The 19135-nt window shown below is 68.3% G+C and carries 18 protein-coding genes; 8 read left to right on the forward strand and 10 right to left on the reverse strand.

Translation table 11 applies throughout. The features are described 5' to 3' along the window. Positions 1-36 precede the first annotated feature (36 nt). On the forward strand, positions 37-423 hold the full coding sequence (locus AX744_RS03945) for a DUF4395 domain-containing protein (protein ID WP_082738395.1): 387 nt from the start codon (positions 37-39) through the stop codon (positions 421-423). A gap of 80 nt (positions 424-503) precedes the next feature. Beyond that, positions 504-929: an OsmC family peroxiredoxin gene (locus AX744_RS03950; RefSeq protein ID WP_061015456.1), complete on the forward strand. Its 426-nt coding sequence runs from the start codon at positions 504-506 to the stop codon at positions 927-929. Positions 930-961: 32 nt separating this feature from the next. Here AX744_RS03950 and AX744_RS03955 read toward each other — a convergent pair whose 3' ends face one another. The 5 genes from AX744_RS03955 to AX744_RS03975 form a co-directional block, all read right to left on the reverse strand. After that, entirely contained in the window at positions 962-1396 is a 435-nt protein-coding gene (locus AX744_RS03955; protein WP_058630524.1) for a hypothetical protein, read from the reverse strand. After that, complete coding sequence (dapB, locus tag AX744_RS03960) at positions 1396-2136, reverse strand: 4-hydroxy-tetrahydrodipicolinate reductase (protein ID WP_058630523.1); 741 nt, start codon at positions 2134-2136, stop codon at positions 1396-1398. Before dapB ends, AX744_RS03955 begins: the two co-directional genes overlap by 1 nt. A gap of 99 nt (positions 2137-2235) precedes the next feature. Further along, complete coding sequence (locus AX744_RS03965) at positions 2236-2838, reverse strand: histidine phosphatase family protein (RefSeq protein ID WP_046748311.1); 603 nt, start codon at positions 2836-2838, stop codon at positions 2236-2238. 69 nt (positions 2839-2907) lie between these two features. Next, a complete protein-coding gene (locus tag AX744_RS03970; protein ID WP_218867343.1) occupies positions 2908-3936 on the reverse strand; it encodes an aldo/keto reductase in 1029 nt (342 codons plus the stop codon). 219 nt (positions 3937-4155) lie between these two features. Then, the gene (locus AX744_RS03975) at positions 4156-6432 is read right to left on the reverse strand and encodes a polyribonucleotide nucleotidyltransferase (protein ID WP_046748310.1); all 2277 of its coding nucleotides are present in this window, start codon (positions 6430-6432) and stop codon (positions 4156-4158) included. Positions 6433-6791: 359 nt separating this feature from the next. Here AX744_RS03975 and AX744_RS03980 point away from each other — a divergent pair, with 359 nt between their 5' ends. Then, the gene (locus AX744_RS03980; protein ID WP_061015457.1) at positions 6792-8102 is read left to right on the forward strand and encodes a UDP-glucose dehydrogenase family protein; all 1311 of its coding nucleotides are present in this window, start codon (positions 6792-6794) and stop codon (positions 8100-8102) included. 12 nt (positions 8103-8114) lie between these two features. Here the strand turns inward: AX744_RS03980 and AX744_RS03985 are convergent, their stop codons facing one another. After that, the gene (locus AX744_RS03985; RefSeq protein WP_061015458.1) at positions 8115-10055 is read right to left on the reverse strand and encodes a GDSL-type esterase/lipase family protein; all 1941 of its coding nucleotides are present in this window, start codon (positions 10053-10055) and stop codon (positions 8115-8117) included. A gap of 194 nt (positions 10056-10249) precedes the next feature. On the opposite strand from AX744_RS03985, the gene AX744_RS03990 reads away from it, so the two are divergent. After that, positions 10250-10780 carry a DedA family protein gene (locus AX744_RS03990; RefSeq protein WP_046748307.1) on the forward strand — a complete coding sequence of 177 codons (531 nt, stop codon included), beginning with the start codon at positions 10250-10252 and terminating at the stop codon, positions 10778-10780. 31 nt (positions 10781-10811) lie between these two features. Beyond that, positions 10812-10988 (forward strand): DUF5302 domain-containing protein, encoded by a 177-nt coding sequence (locus tag AX744_RS20525; RefSeq protein ID WP_017830923.1) that lies wholly within the window; start codon positions 10812-10814, stop codon positions 10986-10988. Between the two features lie 54 nt (positions 10989-11042). Here the strand turns inward: AX744_RS20525 and AX744_RS03995 are convergent, their stop codons facing one another. Beyond that, positions 11043-12482 (reverse strand): cation:dicarboxylate symporter family transporter, encoded by a 1440-nt coding sequence (locus AX744_RS03995; protein WP_058630664.1) that lies wholly within the window; start codon positions 12480-12482, stop codon positions 11043-11045. A gap of 145 nt (positions 12483-12627) precedes the next feature. Between AX744_RS03995 and AX744_RS04000 the strand changes: the two genes are divergently transcribed. Together AX744_RS04000 and AX744_RS04005 are read left to right on the forward strand one after the other, a co-directional pair. Continuing rightward, positions 12628-13917 (forward strand): ATP-binding protein, encoded by a 1290-nt coding sequence (locus AX744_RS04000; protein WP_058630519.1) that lies wholly within the window; start codon positions 12628-12630, stop codon positions 13915-13917. After that, entirely contained in the window at positions 13914-14603 is a 690-nt protein-coding gene (locus AX744_RS04005) for a response regulator (protein ID WP_061015459.1), read from the forward strand. Before AX744_RS04000 ends, AX744_RS04005 begins: the two co-directional genes overlap by 4 nt. Before the next feature lies 1 nt (position 14604). On the opposite strand, the gene AX744_RS04010 is transcribed toward AX744_RS04005, so the two are convergent. Genes AX744_RS04010 through AX744_RS04020 form a run of 3 tightly spaced genes read right to left on the reverse strand, consistent with a single transcriptional unit; the run spans position 14605 to position 17881 of the window. Continuing rightward, positions 14605-15957, reverse strand: coding sequence for an FAD-binding oxidoreductase (locus tag AX744_RS04010; protein ID WP_197429150.1), 1353 nt, complete (start codon positions 15955-15957; stop codon positions 14605-14607). Between the two features lie 51 nt (positions 15958-16008). Further along, positions 16009-16653 (reverse strand): FMN reductase, encoded by a 645-nt coding sequence (locus AX744_RS04015; protein ID WP_046748304.1) that lies wholly within the window; start codon positions 16651-16653, stop codon positions 16009-16011. 1 nt (position 16654) lies between these two features. After that, positions 16655-17881 carry an LLM class flavin-dependent oxidoreductase gene (locus tag AX744_RS04020; RefSeq protein ID WP_061015461.1) on the reverse strand — a complete coding sequence of 409 codons (1227 nt, stop codon included), beginning with the start codon at positions 17879-17881 and terminating at the stop codon, positions 16655-16657. Positions 17882-17991: 110 nt separating this feature from the next. On the opposite strand from AX744_RS04020, the gene AX744_RS04025 reads away from it, so the two are divergent. Next, on the forward strand, positions 17992-19134 hold the full coding sequence (locus AX744_RS04025) for an acyltransferase family protein (protein ID WP_061015462.1): 1143 nt from the start codon (positions 17992-17994) through the stop codon (positions 19132-19134). Position 19135 lies beyond the last annotated feature (1 nt).

A 19135-nucleotide genomic window follows, 5' to 3' on the forward strand; every position in this document is an offset into this window, starting at 1 on the left:
CTCGCCGATGCCTCCTTCACGCCGACGGGGTGGGCGATCTCCTCCGCTTCCCTCGCACAGCGCGCTCTCGATCCCGGTTTCCTCCTCACCGCCGTCGCCGCTGCGCTGTTCCTGTGGGGTGTGGTGTCACCGCGGACCGCTCCCTGGGGCGCGCTGTTCCGCACAGCGGTGCGACCGCGTCTCGCTCCGCCCGCCGAGCTCGAAGACCCCCGCCCTCCGAGGTTCTCGCAGGGTGTCGGACTCTTCGTGGTGGGCATCGGTCTCGTGCTGCACCTCCTCGGCGTTCCGTGGGCTCTGCCGATCGCGACCGCTGCCGCCTTCGTAGCGGCCTTTCTCAACGCGGCATTCGCCTTCTGCCTGGGCTGCCAGCTCTACCTCGTGCTGCAGCGAGCGGGGCTCATCGGCAGGCCTGCCGCCGCCTGAGGCTGTTCCCCGCCCCTCCGCCGCTCGGTAGGCTGGCGACCAGCCGACGCTGCGCCCGCAGTGCGAGAACCGGAGGAATCATGCCTGTCACCAGCGAAGCCGCCAGCACCTGGACCGGATCGCTCATGGAGGGGTCGGGTACGGTCGCGTTCTCGTCGTCCCATCTCGGCACCTTCCCGATCAACTGGAAGGCGCGCAGCGAGGGCAGCGACACGACCACGACGCCCGAGGAGCTCATCGCGGCCGCGCATGCATCGTGCTTCAGCATGGCGCTCTCCCACGCGCTCGCCGAGAACGGCACTCCGCCGGAGCGCGTCAACACCACGGCGTCGGTCACGTTCAAGCCGGGCGTCGGCATCACCGGCAGCCACCTCAACGTCAATGCGACGGTCCCGAATCTCACGCCCGAGGCGTTCCAGGAGATCGCGAACGGAGCCAAGGCGGGCTGCCCGGTGTCTCAAGCGCTCTCGGGGATCGATATCACCCTGGAGGCGACACTCGCCTGATCGCGGCGCGGAATCCGTTCAGGACACCAGGGTCAGCGGCGCGAGAGCCGGATCGCCTCGCGAATGCTGGCCCTGGCGTCTTTCCGGCGGCCCGCCGCGTCCTGGACCACACCCAGCCGATAGCGCGCCCGCCAATCGTCACCCGCCGTATCCGCTTCTGCGGCGTACCGGGCGATCAGCGGATCGGCATCCGCGCGGGCGATCCTCCCGCTGGGCGTCAGTTCCGTCTCGACCGGAGGCATCCCGCCCTCCGCATCGAGGAGGCGTCCCAGACGATCGGCGCCGAAGCCGAACATCATCTCCCGGACCAGCGCCCATGCTCCGATCGGTGCCAGCACGAGCAGGGTGACCCCCATGCCGATGGACACGCCGGTGCCGACCGAGATGAACATCACCGCGAGCCAGATCGCGACGGCGAGATAGAGGAGCAGCGCCGCGGCCATCAACGCGACGCCGATACGCGACATCACGATCGGATGCCGATGTCGATCATGTGCTCAAGACCCACGAACACGCCGTCGGCCTTCAGCGCGAAGGGCACGGCGAGCCGAATCCCCGGGGCATAGGCGAGAGCCGAGTCCACTGTGTCGTGTGTGAAGGTGAGCGACTCGCCCGGGCCGGAGAGGATGACTTCCTGCTTGGCGACGACCCCGGGGCGCCGCAGAGAGTGGACGGGCACACTGCCGACCTGCTGCCCCCTGGCACGCTGGTCCGCATGCGGTGCGCTGACGGGCCCCTGCTCCGCGCGCGCGGTCGCGATCAGTTCCGCGGTCCGCACGGCCGTTCCGCTCGGCGAGTCGATCTTGGTCTCGCGGTGCGCTTCGATGATCTCCGCCGAGCCGAAGAAGGGCGCAGCGGCCGCCGCCAGCGCTGACCCGAGGACCGAGCCGAGAGAGAAGTTCGGGATGAAGACGGCACCGGTGCCGGCCGCCTCGACGAGAGGACGTACGAGCGCGATCCGCTCCGCCGACCAGCCCGAGGTCGCGACCAGCACGTTGATGCCACGTTCGACGGCTGCGCGCACCACCTCGATGCTCACCTGCGGCGTCGATGCATCGACGACCAGGTCGGCACCGTCGATCTCCGCGAGATCGCTGGAAGAGGTTAGCACACGGCTCACCTCGAACCCGTCGAGCTCATCGATCACCGCACCGATGATCGTGCCGAGCTTCCCGGTTCCGCCGACGAGTGCTACCTGCGTGGTCATGCATCCAGTCTATTTCGCGGCCGACAGCGCACGGTCAGGGGCGCGCGGGCAGACACCTCGGATTCCGCGACACCGCGGAGGCGCGTCGGAGCAGGGCGCTCAGACCAGCAGCGCATCGGGGATCCCGGTGCGCAGTTCCACCGGAAGGTGGCCGGTGTCGTTGTGCGTGAGCAGCGTCCACGGCCGCCCTTGCTTCTGAGCGATCACCGTCAGCCCGCAATGGGACTGGTTCAGGGTCATCCACCGCCACTCCGGTGCGGCGAGCACCTCCCGCACGAACCAGGAGATCACGAAGTTGTGGGTGATGAGCACCTCGTGCACGTCTCCGGTCTTGCGCACCAGGAACTCATTGACGGCATCGGACATCTGCGCCCGCCCCGCCTCGATCTCGGCCTCGGTGACGGAACCGAAGAACGGCTCGAACACGGAAGGAGTCTCCTCCGTCATCCCGGTCGGGACGCAGTCGAACAGCAGCGCGGTGGGCTCGGGATCCACCGACGGCAGACGAGCCGCGATCGCCCGCGCCGTCTCGTTCGCGCGCAACAGCGGGGAATGCCAGACGGCGTCGAGCGGGAGCCCGGACAGCCGATCCGCGATCAGCTCCGCCTGACGTTGCCCCCTCGGCGAGAGGGGGCCGTCTGCGAGCCCGTACTCGGCATCCTGATGTTCACCGTGTCTGACCAGATAAATGTAGTGCGTCACAAATCGCTCGCTTCATCGCCAGCATCCGCCGGACCTCTCTTCCACCCTATGTCACGGGCGGCTGGAAGCTCAGTTACCCGCCCGGGTGAGATCGGACACCTGGCTGCGCGAGAGCGAGACACCCGCTCCCTGCATCAGCTCATCGACGTGATCGCTCGCGAACGCGTTGACGATGGGCGCGGCGATCGTGCGCTGAGCGAGCAACCAGGCGATGGAGACCGCCGCGACAGGAGCACTCACTTCCTCGGCGACCTGATCGAGAGCGCGCAGGATCTTGATCCCCCGGCGGTTCAGATGACCACGCAGTTGCTCGCCCCGCACACCGCGCGACGTGAGCGCTTTGCTGCGATGCCGACCCGACAGGAATCCGTGCTCGAGCGCGTGCGACGGCGTGACGGCGAGGTTCTGCGCACCGGCCACGAGGCGAAGATCACCCTCGAACGGCTGACGGCGGACCAGGTTGTAGGGAGTGTCGATCACCTGGATGCGCGGGTAACCGGCCGCGGCCAGGATGCGTGCTTCCACGAGTCGCTCCGGGGCGAAACCGAATGCACCGACCGAACCGATCTTCCCGGCATCCGTCATCCATTCGACGGTCGCCAAGGTGTCTTCGAGGTTGGTCGTCGCGTCGAGGGTGGCATCGAGATAGAGCACATCGATGCGGTCGACACCGAGCCGGGTCAGCGATCCCTCGACGGCACGCACGAGGTTGACGGAACCGAGGCCCGGGTTGTCGGCGTGGGCGCCGATGCGGACGCTCAGGACACTGCGCTCGCGCTGACCGCGCGACCGCAACCACTGCCCGATGATGTGCTCGCTGCGTCCGCCGGAGAAGCCGTCAGCGGTGTGGATGGCGTTTCCGCCGAACTCCACATAGCGGTCGAGAATGCCGTGACTGGTCTCGAGATCGACGTTCCAGCCGAACTCCGCCGCGCCGAGCATCAGCGGGAACGTCTCGAAACCCGTTTCGCCCAGGGCGACGCGGATGGACTCCCCTATCCCCGGTCCGACGATCGGGATGGGCGCGGACGGATGCTCGGCAACGCCCTGCTTGGCGCCTTCCTCAGACGCTCCTGCGCCTACGCTGAACAACCGCATTCTCTCTCACCCCCGCGTCGATCGGTGCGTGCCGACCTGCGTACCTGCTGGACCTGCACCCCCCGGTGCGTACTTCGAGAGTAAGCGAATTCCCCGGACGCCCCGACCAATCCGGGGAACGGCGCGGAAACACCGGATAACGATTTGGTCACACCACTGGACGACGAAACCCGGGCCCCCTCTTCGCGAAGAGGCCCGGGTTCCGTTCGAACGTCGTGCTTACTCGGCGGCTGCATCCTCTGCAGGGGCAGCCTCAGCGGCAGGAGCGTCGTCGAGGACGGGCTCGAGCGAGAGCTTGCCACGGTCGTCGATCTTCGTGATCTTCACGAGGATCTTCTGGCCGACCGAGAGCACGTCGTCGACGTTCTCGACCCGCTTGCCACCGGCGAGCTTGCGCACCTCGGTGACGTGCAGGAGGCCGTCCTTGCCCGGGAGCAGCGAGACGAACGCACCGAAGGTGGCGATCTTCACGACGGTGCCGAGGAACTGCTCCCCGACCTCCGGGTTGGTGGGGTTGGCGATCGCGTTGACCTGGGCACGAGCGGCCTCAGCCGACGGGCCGTCGGTGGCGCCGATGTAGACGGTGCCGTCCTCCTCGATGGAGATCTGCGCGCCGGTCTCATCCTGGATCGCGTTGATCGTCTTGCCCTTCGGACCGATCAGCTCGCCGATCTTGTCGACCGGGATCTGCACGCTGATGACGCGAGGCGCGGTGGGCGCCATCTCGTCGGGCGCGTCGATCGCAGCGTTCAGGACGTTGAGGATCGTCAGACGAGCCTCACGAGCCTGGGTGAGCGCACCGGCGAGAACCTGCGTCGGGATGCCGTCGAGCTTGGTGTCCAGCTGGATGGCCGTGACGAACTCGCTGGTTCCGGCGACCTTGAAGTCCATGTCGCCGAGTGCGTCCTCCGCACCCAGGATGTCGGTCAGAGCCGCGTAGCGGGTCTCACCGTTGACCTCGTCCGACACGAGACCCATCGCGATACCGGCGACGGGAGCGCGCAGCGGCACACCCGCGTTCAGCAGCGACAGGGTCGACGCGCAGACGGAGCCCATCGAGGTGGAACCGTTGGAGCTGAGCGCCTCGGACACCTGACGGATCGCGTACGGGAACTCCTCGCGGCTCGGCAGCACCGGCACGAGGGCGCGCTCGGCCAGGAAGCCGTGCCCGATCTCGCGACGCTTCGGCGAACCGACACGGCCGGTCTCACCGGTCGAGTACGGCGGGAAGTTGTAGTGGTGCATGTAACGCTTGCTCGTCACAGGCGACAGCGAGTCGATCTGCTGCTCCATCTTGAGCATGTTCAGCGTGGTGACACCCAGGATCTGGGTCTCGCCGCGCTGGAAGATCGCAGAGCCGTGCACGCGCGGGATGACCTGCACCTCGGCGTCGAGCGGACGGATGTCCGCCAGCCCACGACCGTCGATACGAGCGCCCTCGGTGAGGATGCGACCGCGGACGATCCGCTTGGTGACCGACTTGTACGCGGCCGAGAACTCGAGCGGGGCTGCGGCCGGGAGCGAACCCGCCTCGGTGGCCTCGATGAGCTCCGCCTTCACGCGGTCCTTGATCGCGTCGTCGGCGGTCTGACGCTCGACCTTGTCGGCGATCTGGTAGACGTCGCTGAGCTCGGCGAACGCACGCTCGGACACGAAGCTGTAGACCTCGTCGCTGTACGCCGGGAAGACCGGGTACACGCCCGGCTCCTTCGACGCCGTGGCGGCGAGCTCGGCCTGAGCCTTCACGAGCTGAGCGATGAACGGCTTCGCGGCCTCGAGACCCTGAGCGACGATCTCTTCGTTCGGCTTGGTGGCGCCGGCCTTGATCAGGTTCCAGCTGTGCTCGGTGGCCTCAGCCTCGACCATCATGATCGCGACGTCTTCGGTGCCATCGGCCTTGGTGACGACACGACCGGCGACGATCAGGTCGAACACGGCCTCCGCGACCTGCTCGGCGGTCGGGAACGCGACCCACTGGTCGGCGTGCTCGCCCTGGCCGGGGATGAACGCGAGGCGCACACCGGCGACGGGGCCAGAGAACGGGAGACCCGAGATCTGGGTCGACGCGGATGCGGCGTTGATGGCGAGAGCGTCGTAGAACTCGCCGGGAGCGATCGACATCACGGTGATGACGACCTGGACCTCGTTACGCAGGCCGTCGACGAACGACGGACGCAGCGGACGGTCGATGAGACGGCAGACGAGGATCGCCTCGGTGGAGGGACGACCCTCACGACGGAAGAACGAGCCGGGGATCTTGCCGGCGGCGTAGGAGCGCTCTTCGACATCGACCGTCAGCGGGAAGAAGTCGAAGCCCTCGCGCGGGTGCTTGCCTGCGCTCGTGGCCGAGAGGAGCATGGTCTCGCCGTCGAGGTACGCGGCGACTGCGCCCTGAGCCTGCTGCGCGAGGCGGCCGGTCTCGAAGCGGATGGTGCGGGTGCCGAAGCGGCCGTTGTCGAGAACGGCCTCGGTGGCGGTGATTTCAGGACCTTCCAAGAGGTCTCTCCTTCTTTGTTTAGACTCGCGAATCCATGTGACGCGCGAGCATGTTCAAAGGAGCGGAACGGAAGGGTTCGGGCGCGCGGGCATTCCCGCGAATCTCGCCTGCGCTGGCCACCAGTAGAAAGCCACCCGACATCTGCCGAGGAACCCACCACAGGGGACCAGCTTCTCCGCCGATCGCTCCATGAGTCGATATGAAATTGTGCGGTTGACAGACATCAACCTCATCCACTCTATCAGCGCGGACCTCGAATCCTGCGAGTCGGCGCGCGACGCGGATCCGACATCGACCGGCCACGACACGTTCACCCCGTGGATGCCGAAGCGAGGGGGACATCCGCTGTGGTGGGTTCATGCGCCTCTCCGTCATCGGCTGCGGATATCTCGGAGCCGTTCATGCCGCCGCCATGGCCTCCCTGGGACACGACGTCGTGGGCATCGACGTCGACCGGGACAAGGTCGCCGCGCTCGCGTCGGGCGCTGCGCCGTTCTTCGAACCACGACTCGCCGAGCTCATCGCGGAAGGCCTGTCGACCGGAAGGCTCCGCTTCAGCGCGCGGATGGCCGATGCCAGGGGCGCAGACGTGCACTTCCTCGCTGTCGGCACCCCACAGGCCCCGGGTGCGCACTCCGCAGATCTCCGCTATGTCGACGCGGCTGTCGACGATCTGCTCCCCCACCTGCGCCCAGGAGACGTGGTGGCCGGCAAATCCACCGTTCCCGTCGGCACCGCAGGCGAGCTCGCCGCTCGCATCTCCCCCACGGGTGCGACGCTCGTCTGGAATCCGGAGTTCCTCCGCGAGGGCTGGGCCGTGCACGACACCTTGACACCGGACCGTCTCGTCGTGGGTGCCGAGTCGGATGCCGCCGGCGAGCGCGCGGTCTGGATCCTCCGTGACGTGTACGGTGCCGCCGTCGAAAGCGGGGTGCCGTTCCTGGTGACGGATCTCGCGACCGCGGAACTGGTCAAGGGAGCGGCGAACGCCTTCCTCGCCACGAAGATCTCCTTCATCAACGCGATGGCGGAGATCGCGGAGGCGTCCGGCGCAGATGTCGCTCTGCTCGCCGATGCGCTCGGCCATGACACACGGATCGGGCGGCGCTATCTCGGCGCGGGCATCGGATTCGGCGGCGGTTGTCTGCCCAAGGACATCAGGGCGTTCGCCGCGCGGGCGGAAGAGCTGGGCCGCGGCGAGGCGGTCGGCTTCCTGCGTGAAGTCGACACGATCAATCTCCGGCGTCGCGATCGAGCCGTGCAGCTCGTCGTGGATGCACTGGGCGGTCTGGTGTTCGGTCGCAGGATCGCCGTGCTGGGAGCGGCGTTCAAGCCCTTCAGCGACGACATCCGGGACTCACCGGCCCTCGACGTGGCCGTGCGTCTTCGCGGTCTGGGCGCTGATGTCGTGGTCACCGACCCCGCTGCCGTCGACAACGCGGCCAAAGCGCATCCGCAGCTGGGCTACGCCCGTGACCGCGACGAGGCGCTGCGGGAGGCCGATGCCGTCGTGGTCGTCACCGAGTGGGATGAGTATCGACGGGACCTCTCGCCGGAGCACGCCGGGGCACTCGTACGGGGCCGGGTCATCGTGGACGGCCGCAACTGCCTCGACTCGACCGCGTGGCGCGCCGCCGGCTGGCAGTACCACGGCATGGGTCGGCGCTGAGCGAGCGGGGTCTCAGGGCACGACCGCAGCGAACGCCGCAGACGGCCGACCGAGGTACACGTAGCCATCGTGCTTCGCGATCCTCCCGTCACCCGCCGCGCGACCGTTGAGGCGGCGCCAGACCCACGGAAGCGCATGCCGTCGCCACCACACACCGGCGCCGATGGTCTCATGGTCGTGCATCGCTGCGTCGAGCACCCCGAGCGCATCGGCATCGGGGACACCGAGCACTTCGGCGCCACGGTAGGCGAGGAAACGGTGGCCCCGGCTGCTCAGGTGGACCAGATCCTCGCCCCAGTTCGCGCGCTCGGCCAGCGAGGGGTGCAGATCCGTATCGATCAGGATCGCGCCGGTGCGGGCGGCGATCCCGCTCAACGCGGTGGCGAAGGCGGAGAACCTCCGCGTATAGATCGACGCAGCGCGACGGCCGGGGAGAAAGGGCGTGACGAGGAGCACGTCCGCCCCGATTCCCCGCAGCCGGCGCACGGCGTCCTCGAGCTCCGCGGCGAGCGCGGTGACATCGACGCGGGGCTTCACGAGGTCGTTCGCACCGATCAGGATCGACACGAGGTCGGGCCGAAGCTCGAGTGCCCTGGCCAGTTGCAGTCCGGCGACGTCTCGGACGCGCTTGGACCTGATGGCCAGGTTCGCGTAGTGCAGACCTCCTCTCGCGGCGAGCAGGAGCGCGAGACGATCGGCCCATCCTCTCAGCGCACCATCGGGTGCCGGATCGCAGAGCCCTTCCGTGAGAGAGTCACCGAGCGCGACGTACCGCCGCCACCGACGGGAGACGATCGTCGCGGGCGGCTCGGGGCGCACGAGGCGACGAGCGCGAGCCCGGGAGTCCACCGCATGCAGCGTCCTCGCCTCGTCGAAGTGGTCGAGGAGCTGGTCGCATACCTTCTCCCAGCTGCGCTCCTGCACGGCTTCGCGCCCGGCCTCGCCGAAAGCCCGCCTCTTGCGCGCATCGCCGGCGAGGTCGGACACCCGACCCCGCAGATCGTCGAGGTCCCCCGGCCGGTAGAGCCATCCGTCGATGCCCATGCGCACGAGACCCAGCGGACCGCCGCGACCCGTCGCGATCACGGGGACACCGCTCGCATGGGCTTCCTGCAGGGTCTGACCGAATGTCTCGCTCTCGCCGGGGTGGACGAACAGGTCGAAAGATGCCATCGCCGCGGCGAGCGCGTCCCCGTCGAGGTGGCCGAGGAAGAGGGCATCGGGTAGCAGTCCCTGCACCTTCGCTCTGCTGGGCCCGTCCCCCACGATCACCAGGCGTGTGCCGGGGATACCGCGGAGTGCGACGAGGTCTTCGACCTGCTTCTCCGGCGCGAGACGTCCGACGTAGCCGATGACGACGTCGGCGCCCCAGCCGACTCGGAGCGCGCCGTCGCGTCGCGACGGCTGGAACCGCTCGGCGTCGACGCCTCTCCCCCAGCGACGCACGCGGTCGATACCCAGCGCGGTGAGCTGCCTGGCCGAGTCGGCGGAGGGCGCGAGGGTGATGGTGGCGCGTCGATACAGGCGGGCGATGTGAGCCTGGGCGATGCCCGTGGTCGCCGCGACCCGATAGCGCTCGGTGTATGCGGCGACGTCGGTCTGATAGGCGGCGACGGCCGGCAGCTCCAGGCGCTCGGCGGCCAGCACCCCACGCCACCCCAATGCGAAAGGGGAAGCGAGGTGCACGACATCGGGCTGGAAGCGAGCGAGCGAGGTGGCGATGCGGTGAGCGCTCGACGTTCCCACCCTCACGTGCCGGTACCCCGGAAGAGCGAGACTCGGTATCGGTTCGACGGGGGCACCGCTGATCTCGGACGGTGCGCCGACGGCCGCGGGCGCGACGACATGAGCTTCATGCCCTCGCCGTTCGAGGTGTCGCAGGATCTGCAGCACCGAGCCGGTGACACCGTTCATGTGCGGAAGGAAGGACTCCGTGACGATCGCTACTCTCACAGGCCCAGGATGACGGTCCGTACGAGCGGGGACGCCCGCAGACGCCCTTCTGCACCGGATGTTCACCGGATGCTGGAGAACGGGTCACCGGCTATCCGTTCTTTGGTTCCCGTTCACCCTTTGGGGGCAGAGTGGGCGACGTGCCGACGGATCTGCTGACCGCCTCACTCGCTGGCCCTTGGAGCCTGGTCCTGATGAGCGTGCTCGTGGTGGGGGACGCCTTCTTCGTCGTGGTGCCCGGTGAGGTCGCGGTGACCGCCCTCGGTGCGATCGCGGTCACGACGGGCTCCCCGCCCCTGTGGGCTGTGGTCGTGTGTGCCGCCGTCGCCGCTGCTCTGGGTGACGCCTGCTGCTACCTCATCGGGTGGTCGGTTGGCACCGAGCGCTGGCGGTGGATGCGGGCACCACGAGTGCTCCAGGCTCTGGATTGGGCTCGCCGCCGCTTGGACGGCGGGATGGCCACGGTGCTGTTCACCGCGAGGTTCGTGCCGTTCGCGCGGCTTGCGATCAATCTGGTCGCCGGGGCATCGCGTGTCCACCCGCCGCGCTACCTCGCGCTCGTCAGTCTCGCTGCGACCGGGTGGGCGCTGTACCAGGCCGCGGTGGGCGCAACTGTCGCGACGCTCGTCCCCGGAGGTCCGCTCGTGGCCGTGCCCGTCTCCATCGTGCTCGCGATCGGGATCGGGGCGCTGATCGACCTGTGCGTGCGCCGCTCCAGAGGGTGACCCACCCGGGCACGTGCCCTAGGCTCGGGTCATGAGCACCGAAGAAGGCGCCTCCTCTTCTGAGGAGATGAAGCGCAAGTTCAAGGAAGCGCTCGAGAAGAAGAACGCGCACCACCGGCAGGGCGAGGCACACCTCGACGGCGATTCCGCCGTGCACAGTGCGAACGCCCCGCAGACGCGGCGCGAGTTCCGACGCAAGAGCGGTTGACCGCGCGGATGCGGGAGCCGGCTCGGCCGGGCTCCCGCATCCCCCACTTCCGTCTCAGCGGCGGTCGGCGCGGAGCCGGGCCCGCTCCTCCTTCGCCGCCATCTCGGAGACCGCCGCTTCGCGGAGCTCCTGCATGTCAGCGGCCTGGGCGCTGCCCACCGGCTCGTGCGCATCGACGCCGTCGAGCAGGGACTCGTCGAAGGGCAGCTCCCCGCTGAGCACGCGTCGCACGCGGTCGCGGTCGATCTGCTTCGTCCACGTGCCGATCAACAGGGTCGCGACCGCATTGCCGGTGAAGTTCGTGAGTGCTCGCCCCTCCGACATGAACCGATCGATGCCCACGATCACCCCGACACCGTCCACCAGGTCGGGGCGGTATGCCTGGAGGCCGCCGGCGAGGGTGGCGAGGCCCGCGCCGGTGACTCCGGCGGCGCCCTTGCTCGCGATGATCATGAACACGAGCAGACCGATCTGCTCGCCGATCGTCATCGGCTGGCCCATGCCCGTGGCGATGAACAGCGAAGCCATCGTCAGGTAGATGGCCGTGCCGTCGAGGTTGAACGAGTACCCGGTCGGAACGGTGATGCCCACGACCGGCTTGGAGACGCCGACGAACTCCATCTTCGCGATCAGCCGGGGCAGCGCGGATTCCGAGGAAGACGTTCCGACGATGAGCAGGTACTCCCTGGCGAGGTACTTCATGAGCGCGAAGATGTTCACCCGTGTGACGGTCCACAGCAGCACCCCGAGGATGACGACGATGAACAGGATGCAGGTGATGTAGAAGGCGACCATCAGCGTGCCCAGGCTCCAGATCGCGGCGACACCGGTCTTGCCGACCACGGCGGCGATCGCACCGAAGGCCCCGAGCGGAGCCAGCCACAGGATCATGCCGAGGATGCGGAAGACGAGCTTCTGGAGCTGCTTGACCGCGTCCATGATCGGGGCGCCACGATCGCCGAGCCCCTGCAGGGCGAAGCCGACGAGGAGCGCGATGAACAGCACCTGCAGCACGCTCTCACCCGTGAACGCCGAGAAGAACGTGGTCGGGATGATGCCGAGGATGAACTCCTGTGTCGTCTTGGCCTCCGCCTCGACCGCATCGTACGTCGACGAGGCCATGTCGAGTCCGGAGCCCGGGTGGATGATGTTCCCCACGACGAGACCGATCGCGAGGGCGAAGGTCGACATGACCATGAAGTACAGCAGCGCGAGTCCGCCGATCTTGCCGACGGTGGCCGCCTTGGCTATCGACCCCACTCCGACCACGATCGTGCAGAAGATGATCGGGGCGATCATCATCTTGATCAGAGCCACGAATCCCTTGCCCAGCGGCTCGAAAGCCTGTCCCACCTCGGGCCAGACGAGACCGACGACCGCACCGAGCACGACCGCCAGGAGCACCGACACATACAGCCAGGTGTGCCGGTCCCACGATTGCTTCCCTCGCCGCCAGTTGAACTTCGGCAGTGAGAATCCTGTTGTGAGCGCCATCGCGTCCTCCTCGATCATCGACGTCATCGTCCGGTGGGCGGCTGCTTCGCCGCCGATCAGAGTTCACGGTCCTCGACTTCCCGCATCGGGGCGAGTTGTGGTCGTATTGGTCACGGCACCTGAGCATCGACGATCGGAGGAAGCGATGGCGCGCCCCTCCCGCACCCGCAGCACCGCCTCCCGTGTGTTCGCCGTGCTGCTGGTCGCCGCCGTCGTGATCGGCATCCTCGTCGCGGGCTTCCTGGTGCTGGAGGCGCAACGATCGATCCGCGCCGAGGCGGAACGGGTCACGGCCGCCACTGCCGTCTCGCTCGCTGCCTCCCCGGACGTGATCGACGGTCTGAGCTCGGACGACCGGGAAGCGGCCACACGGGTGCTCGAGCCCTACTCGCTGACCGTGGTCGCCGGTGCGGGACTCGACTTCATCACGGTGATGACTCCCGACGGCACGCGGATCACCCACCCCGACGCCGACCAGATCGGCGGAACCTACCTGGGAACGATCCCCGCGTCGCCGCGCACGCTCACCGAGGAGTTCACCGGCACCCTGGGACCATCGGTACGGACCATCGTCCCGGTCACCGCGCCGGATGACGACCTGATCGGCTGGGTCGCCGCAGGGGTGACGACCGAGTCCATCAGCGATACGCTGATCCGCCGCCTGCCTCTCACGCTCGGCATCACGATCGCCCTCGTCGCCCTCGGCGCCGGTGGCGCGATCATCGCTCGCCGCGTGACCCGCCGAATCGCCGGCGATCTCCCGCCCGGCCAGCTGCGCGACGCCGTGTCGTCGTACGAATCGATCCGCACCCTGGGGGAAGCGCTGCGGGCGCAGACGCACGAACACGGGAACAGGATGCACGCCGCGGTGGCTCTGCTCGAACTCGGACGCCGTGACGAGGCGATCGAGATCCTCACGGAGACGTCCCGTCAGAGCCAATCCCTCGTCGACCAGGTGACCGCGCGACGCCACGGCGATCCGGCCGTCGGAGCGCTCCTCCTCGGAAAGGCCTCGCAGGCCAAGGAACGCGGCATCGACTGGCGGGTGCACATCGAGCCGGACACTCCCCGCACTCCCCTGTCGACCGTGGACGCCGTGTCCGTGCTCGGCAACCTGGTGGACAACGCCATGGATGCCGCGGCCGAGTCGGACGACCGGTGGGTGCGGGTCTCGCTGCGCACGCACGACGGCCACGGAATCGTGCTGGAGGTCTCCGACAGCGGTCCCGGAATAGCGCCGGCCGTGCGCGAGCGGATGTTCGACCAGGGATTCTCCACGAAACCTGCCGATGCGCAAGGGCGCGGCATCGGCCTGGCCCTCGTGCGCTCGGTGGTGAGCGGGGCGGGTGGCTCGGTGACGGTGACGGATGCCCCGACGACCTTCCGAGTCGTCCTCCCCGCCGCGGGCGAACGGCAAGGGCGGCGGCGGCGATGATCCGCACGCTCATCGTCGACGACGACGCACTCACGCTCGAACTGCACCGCGACTACCTTGCCCGTCTCGACGGCTTCGAGGTGACCGGCGAGTGCACGGGCGCCCGCGCCGCGATGACGGCAGTGCTCGATCGACCCGGCGCATTCGATCTGGTACTGCTCGACATCACGATGCCGGACGGCTCGGGTATCGACGTGCTCCGTGCGCTCCGAGCACGCTCCGCAGCGCTGGACGTGATCGCGATCACCAGTGTGCGCGACGCCGAGTCGGTGCGGCAGATGGCTGCGCTCGGGGTGTTCCAGTATCTCGTCAAGCCGTTCCCGTTCACCGTGTTCCGCGAGCGGATGGAACAGTACCGCGCATACAGGGAACAGGCGCGCTCCACCGAGGGCGAGGCCACCCAAGCGGAGATCGATGCACTGCTCGGCCGCTCCACGGGAACGATCGCGCTGCCCAAGGGACTCTCGACGACCTCCTTGGACAGGGTCGCCGCGGAACTGCGCGCCGGCGGACCGCTCTCGGCGCGGGAGGCAGCCGAGCGACTCGGCATGTCTCGGGTCGCGGTGCGCCGTTACCTGGAGCATCTGGTCGCCGAGGGTGTGCTGACACGGGGCGCACGCTACGGCACACGGGGACGACCGGAGACCGAGTACGACTGGAGACGCCCCGGACCGCCTACCGCTTAGGTCAGCGCGGCAGTCGTCCTTCGTGGAGCAGTCCCTCGGGGTCGACGCGCGACCGCACGCTGCGCAGTCGGGCGACATCGTCGGCGGTGCCGCATCGGTCGAGCGACTGATCAGGGCCGAGGAAGGTCGCCACGGTCTGCGGGGCCTCGTTCGGCGCCAGGAGCTCGCGGAACGCCACGAGACTCGCGTCGCCCGGCTCGGTCGGCACACCGGGGATGACCGGGACGAGAGCGTGCAACAGCCAGCCGACGGACTGCAGCGATGCGAAGCCCGAGCGGCGCGGGGCGTTCAAGGCACCGCCGAGCATGCGGAGGTCGATGCCCATGATCGGCCAGTGCTCCGGGAGCTCCCTGAACTCGAGGAGGGCATCGATCGTCTCGTCGTCGAGGATGCTCAGAGCCATCGAAGCACCCCGGCCAGGGGTCGGCTCCGTGGGCTCGTTCGAGGCGGCGGCCAGTGCAGCGGGCGAAGTCGGACCGGTGATCTCCCTGCGCACCTCCCCTGCTCTACGCACCGTGTCGACCAGTTCGTCCTGCGGCCCATCGGTCGACAGCACCTGGACGGTGAGGAAGCTGCGTCCCCTGATCTGCTCCGGCAGCTCCGGCGCATCCGGCATGCGCATCGAGTTGACGAACACGTTGAGCGTCGCGGCTGCTGATGCGGCGAGGTCGCGGACCGCACGGACGACCGCGGGAGCGTCGACGACATCGAAGGTGAGGTTGGCGCCCCAGATGTCCGGTGCCGGCACGAGCTCGATCTCGAGCGCGGTCACGATCCCCACCAGGCCTCCGGCTCCGCGCAATGCCCACATGAGGTCACTGTCGGTGTCATCGTCGATGCGCTCATGCGTGCCGTCAGGGCGGAGCACCCATGCCGCGCGCAGGTTGTCGGAGCCGAGACCGCCCGTGCGGCTGAACCAGGAGTGCCCGCCGCCCAGTGTGTACCCGGCCACGCTGACGACAGGGCTGGTGCCGGCCGGCGCGACCCAGCCGGTTCCCTCCAGCGCCTCGACGACCGCGCCCCAGCGCACGCCGGCGCCGACGGTCGCGACCCCGCTCTCGAGGTCGAGGGACAGGTCGTCGAATGCGCTCATGCGCACCAGGACGGCACCACTCAGGTCGCCGGATGCGCCGTGGCCGCTCGGCTGGATCGCGAGGCTCGTCCCCGCTTCCCGTGCTGCGCGCAGGAGCACACGGAGGTCGTCGACGTCGGCGGGCGTCGCGACCGCATCTGGATGCTGCTCGATCGCGAGGTTCCACGGTCGACGCGCCGCGGCGTACGCCGTGTCTGCGGGAAGGACGAGGGTTCCGGTCAGTCGGTCCTGGAGCGCGACGATGGCGGGGTGCGTTGGCATGACGCCACCGTACGACATCCCTCGGACATCGTCGATGGCGTCATGCGCGACTCACTCGCCCGCCAGACCGCCGAGCATGTGGCCGAACGAGCGCCCTTCACCCAGGTACGTGGCAGGGTCGTAGGGATCGACCGTCTCGGAGGCTCCGCGACGTGCGATCGCCTCCGCGAGCTCCTTCGCCCCCTTCTCCACACGCTTGGCGAGCGGAGCGACGTCGTCGCCCGCGCCGCCCCAATCGCTTGATGCCGCGAACACTCCGGTCGAGACGGCCTCGGCGTGGAGGTACGCGAACAGCGGGCGGATCGCGTAGTCGATCGCCAGCGAGTGCCTGGCGGTGCCCGCGTTCGCCCCGATGAGCACGGGCTTCCCGGTGAGGGCGTCCGGGTCGAGCACGTCGATGAACGACTTGAACAGGCCCGAGTAGCTCGTCGAGAAGATCGGCGTCACAGCGATCAGCGCATCGGCGGAGACCACGGTGTTGATCGCCGTCTCGAGCGCCGGCGGCGCGAAGCCGGTGAGCATGTTGTTCGTGATGTCGTGCGCATAGTCGCGCAGCTCGATCACGTCGACGCTAGCCTCGATGTCGTGTGCGGCGAGGGCTTTCACGGTCTCGGCCGCGAGGCGATCGGCGAGCATCCTGGTGGACGACGGGTTCGACAATCCCGCCGAGACGACGGCGATACGACGCGTGGTCATGTCAGGCCTCCTTCCGGCCGAGTCCGAAGGCAGCACCCGCGGGCGCCGGGGTGTCCTGGTAGGGCGAGTCCCCGGTGAGGTTGTCTCCGCGGTTCGCACCGGGGCGCGCCTGACGGGTCGGCCCGTCACCGAACTCGGCCCTGACGCGCGCGGCATGGGTCGGCGCGTCCGGCACGGATGCGGGGCGGTCCTTCGCCAGCTCCTTGCGCAGCACGGGGACGACCTCGGAACCGAGGATGTCGAGCTGCTCGAGGACCGTCTTCAACGGCAGACCAGCGTGGTCGATGAGGAACAGCTGGCGCTGGTAGTCGCCATAGTGCTCGCGCATGCCGGCGTAGCGGTCGATCACCTGCTGCGGAGAGCCCACCGTCAGCGGGGTCATCTCCGTGAAGTCCTCCATGCTCGGACCGTGACCGTACACCGGCGCGTTGTCGAAGTACGGGCGGAACTGGTTCACCGCGTCCTGCGACTTCGCGGCCATGAACACCTGGCCGCCGAGTCCCACTATCGCCTGCTCGCGCGTGCCGTGGCCGTAGTGCTCGAAGCGCTGACGGTACAGCTCGATGAGCCGCTGGTAGTGCTCCTTCGGCCAGAAGATGTTGTTCGCGAAGAACCCGTCTCCGTAGTAGGCGGCCTGCTCCGCGATCTCCGGGGTGCGGATGGAGCCGTGCCACACGAACGGGGCGATGCCGTCGAGCGGACGGGGCGTCGAGGTGAAGCCCTGCAACGGGGTGCGGAACTTGCCCTCCCAGTCGACGACGTCGTCACGCCACAGCTTGTGCAGCAGGGCGTAGTTCTCGATCGCGAGCGGCAGACCTTGACGGATGTCCTGCCCGAACCACGGGTACACCGGGCCGGTGTTGCCGCGGCCGAGCATGAGGTCCATGCGGCCGTCGGACACGTGCTGCAGCATCGCGTACTCCTCGGCGATGCGCACAGGGTCGTTCGTGGTGATGAGCGTCGTCGACGTGGAGACGATGAGGCGCTCGGTCTGCGCGGCCAGTGCCGCCAGGAAGGTCGTGGGGCTGGAGGACCAGAACGGCGGGTTGTGGTGCTCGCCGATCGCGAAGACGTCGAGTCCGACCTCTTCGGCGTGCACGGCGATCGCCGTCGTCGCCTTGATGCGCTCCTGCTCGCTGGGGGTGATTCCCGTGGTGGGATCGCGGGTGATGTCGCTGACCGACATGATGCCGAACTGCATCGCCTGCGCGCCTGACTGCTCGCTCATGATTGCTCCGTGTCTCCGAACCGGACGACTCGCATCCCGTTCTATTCATTTGAATGTATCTGTGTCAACGCGCTCCCATCAACTTTATTCCCGGCCTGTAGCCTCGAACGATGAGCAGTGCCGGCGCCGACGTCTCAGGGCCCACCACAGGATCGGTCCCCCGCAGGCGGAGGCGTGTGCCGTTCTGGGACAACGCACGATACGTCTGCATCGTGCTCGTCGTGCTCGGTCACGCGATCCAGCGCCTGACGTACGACTCCGACATCGCCTTCGCGTTCTACCTGGCGCTGTACGCGTTCCACATGCCGGCGTTCGCCATCATCTCCGGCTACTTCTCGAAGTCCGGCTCCCCCTCCAAGACGCAGATGGCCAGGGTGATCACGGACATCCTGCTCCCCTACGTCATCTTCGAGACGCTGTGGACACTCACCAAGTGGCTCGTCGAGGGACAGGTCGATCCGAACATCACGAAGCCGAGCTGGACGCTGTGGTTCCTCCTCGCACTCGGGATCTTCCGGCTCGTGCTCCCGTACCTCGCGCTGCTTCGGTGGCCGCTGCTGTGGACAGTGGTGATCTCGGTCGGCGTGGGATACCTGCCGAACGTCGACAGCACGTTCTCGCTGTCCCGCACCCTGGGGCTCCTTCCCTTCTTCACTCTGGGCTGGTGGCTGCGCGAGCACGACATCGTGGACAGGTTCCGTCTCCTCGACTTCCGTCCCTGGTGGATCCGCGGCGGCGCCGTCGCGATCTTCGCACTGGCCGGTTGGGCCGCCTGGAACTGGCTTCCGCTGTGGCAGGCGGCCGATCTGCGGCACTGGCTCTTCTACGAGGACTCCTATGCCGATCTGGGCGGGGAGCAGTGGTGGGCCGGCGGGGTGCGGATACTCCTGATGGTGCTCGCCGTCGTGCTCAGCGCCGCCTTCTTCGCCCTCATCCCGCGGGGCGCCCACTGGTGGACGACATTCGGCCAGTACACGATGTACGTGTTCCTGCTGCATTCGTTCGTGCTGTACCCCTTCCGCGAGAGCGGGGTCCTGCAGAGCCTCGAGCCGACCTGGATCTGGCTCCCCCTCGTCACCGTGGCGTCGGTGCTGATCGCCCTCGCGCTGGCGACGAAGCCGGTCAGGTGGGTCTTCCGCCCCCTGGTGGAACCCCGGCCAGGGTGGCTGTTCGCCGACCCGGCGCTCGCCTCCAAGGAGGGGCGCCGGAACGACCCGACGGGCTCACGACGCCCCCGCCAGCCAGGGCGATAGC

The sequence above is a fragment of the Microbacterium sp. CCH5-D1 genome, assembly GCF_001557335.1.
In the GTDB taxonomy this organism is placed as follows: domain Bacteria; phylum Actinomycetota; class Actinomycetes; order Actinomycetales; family Microbacteriaceae; genus Microbacterium; species Microbacterium oxydans.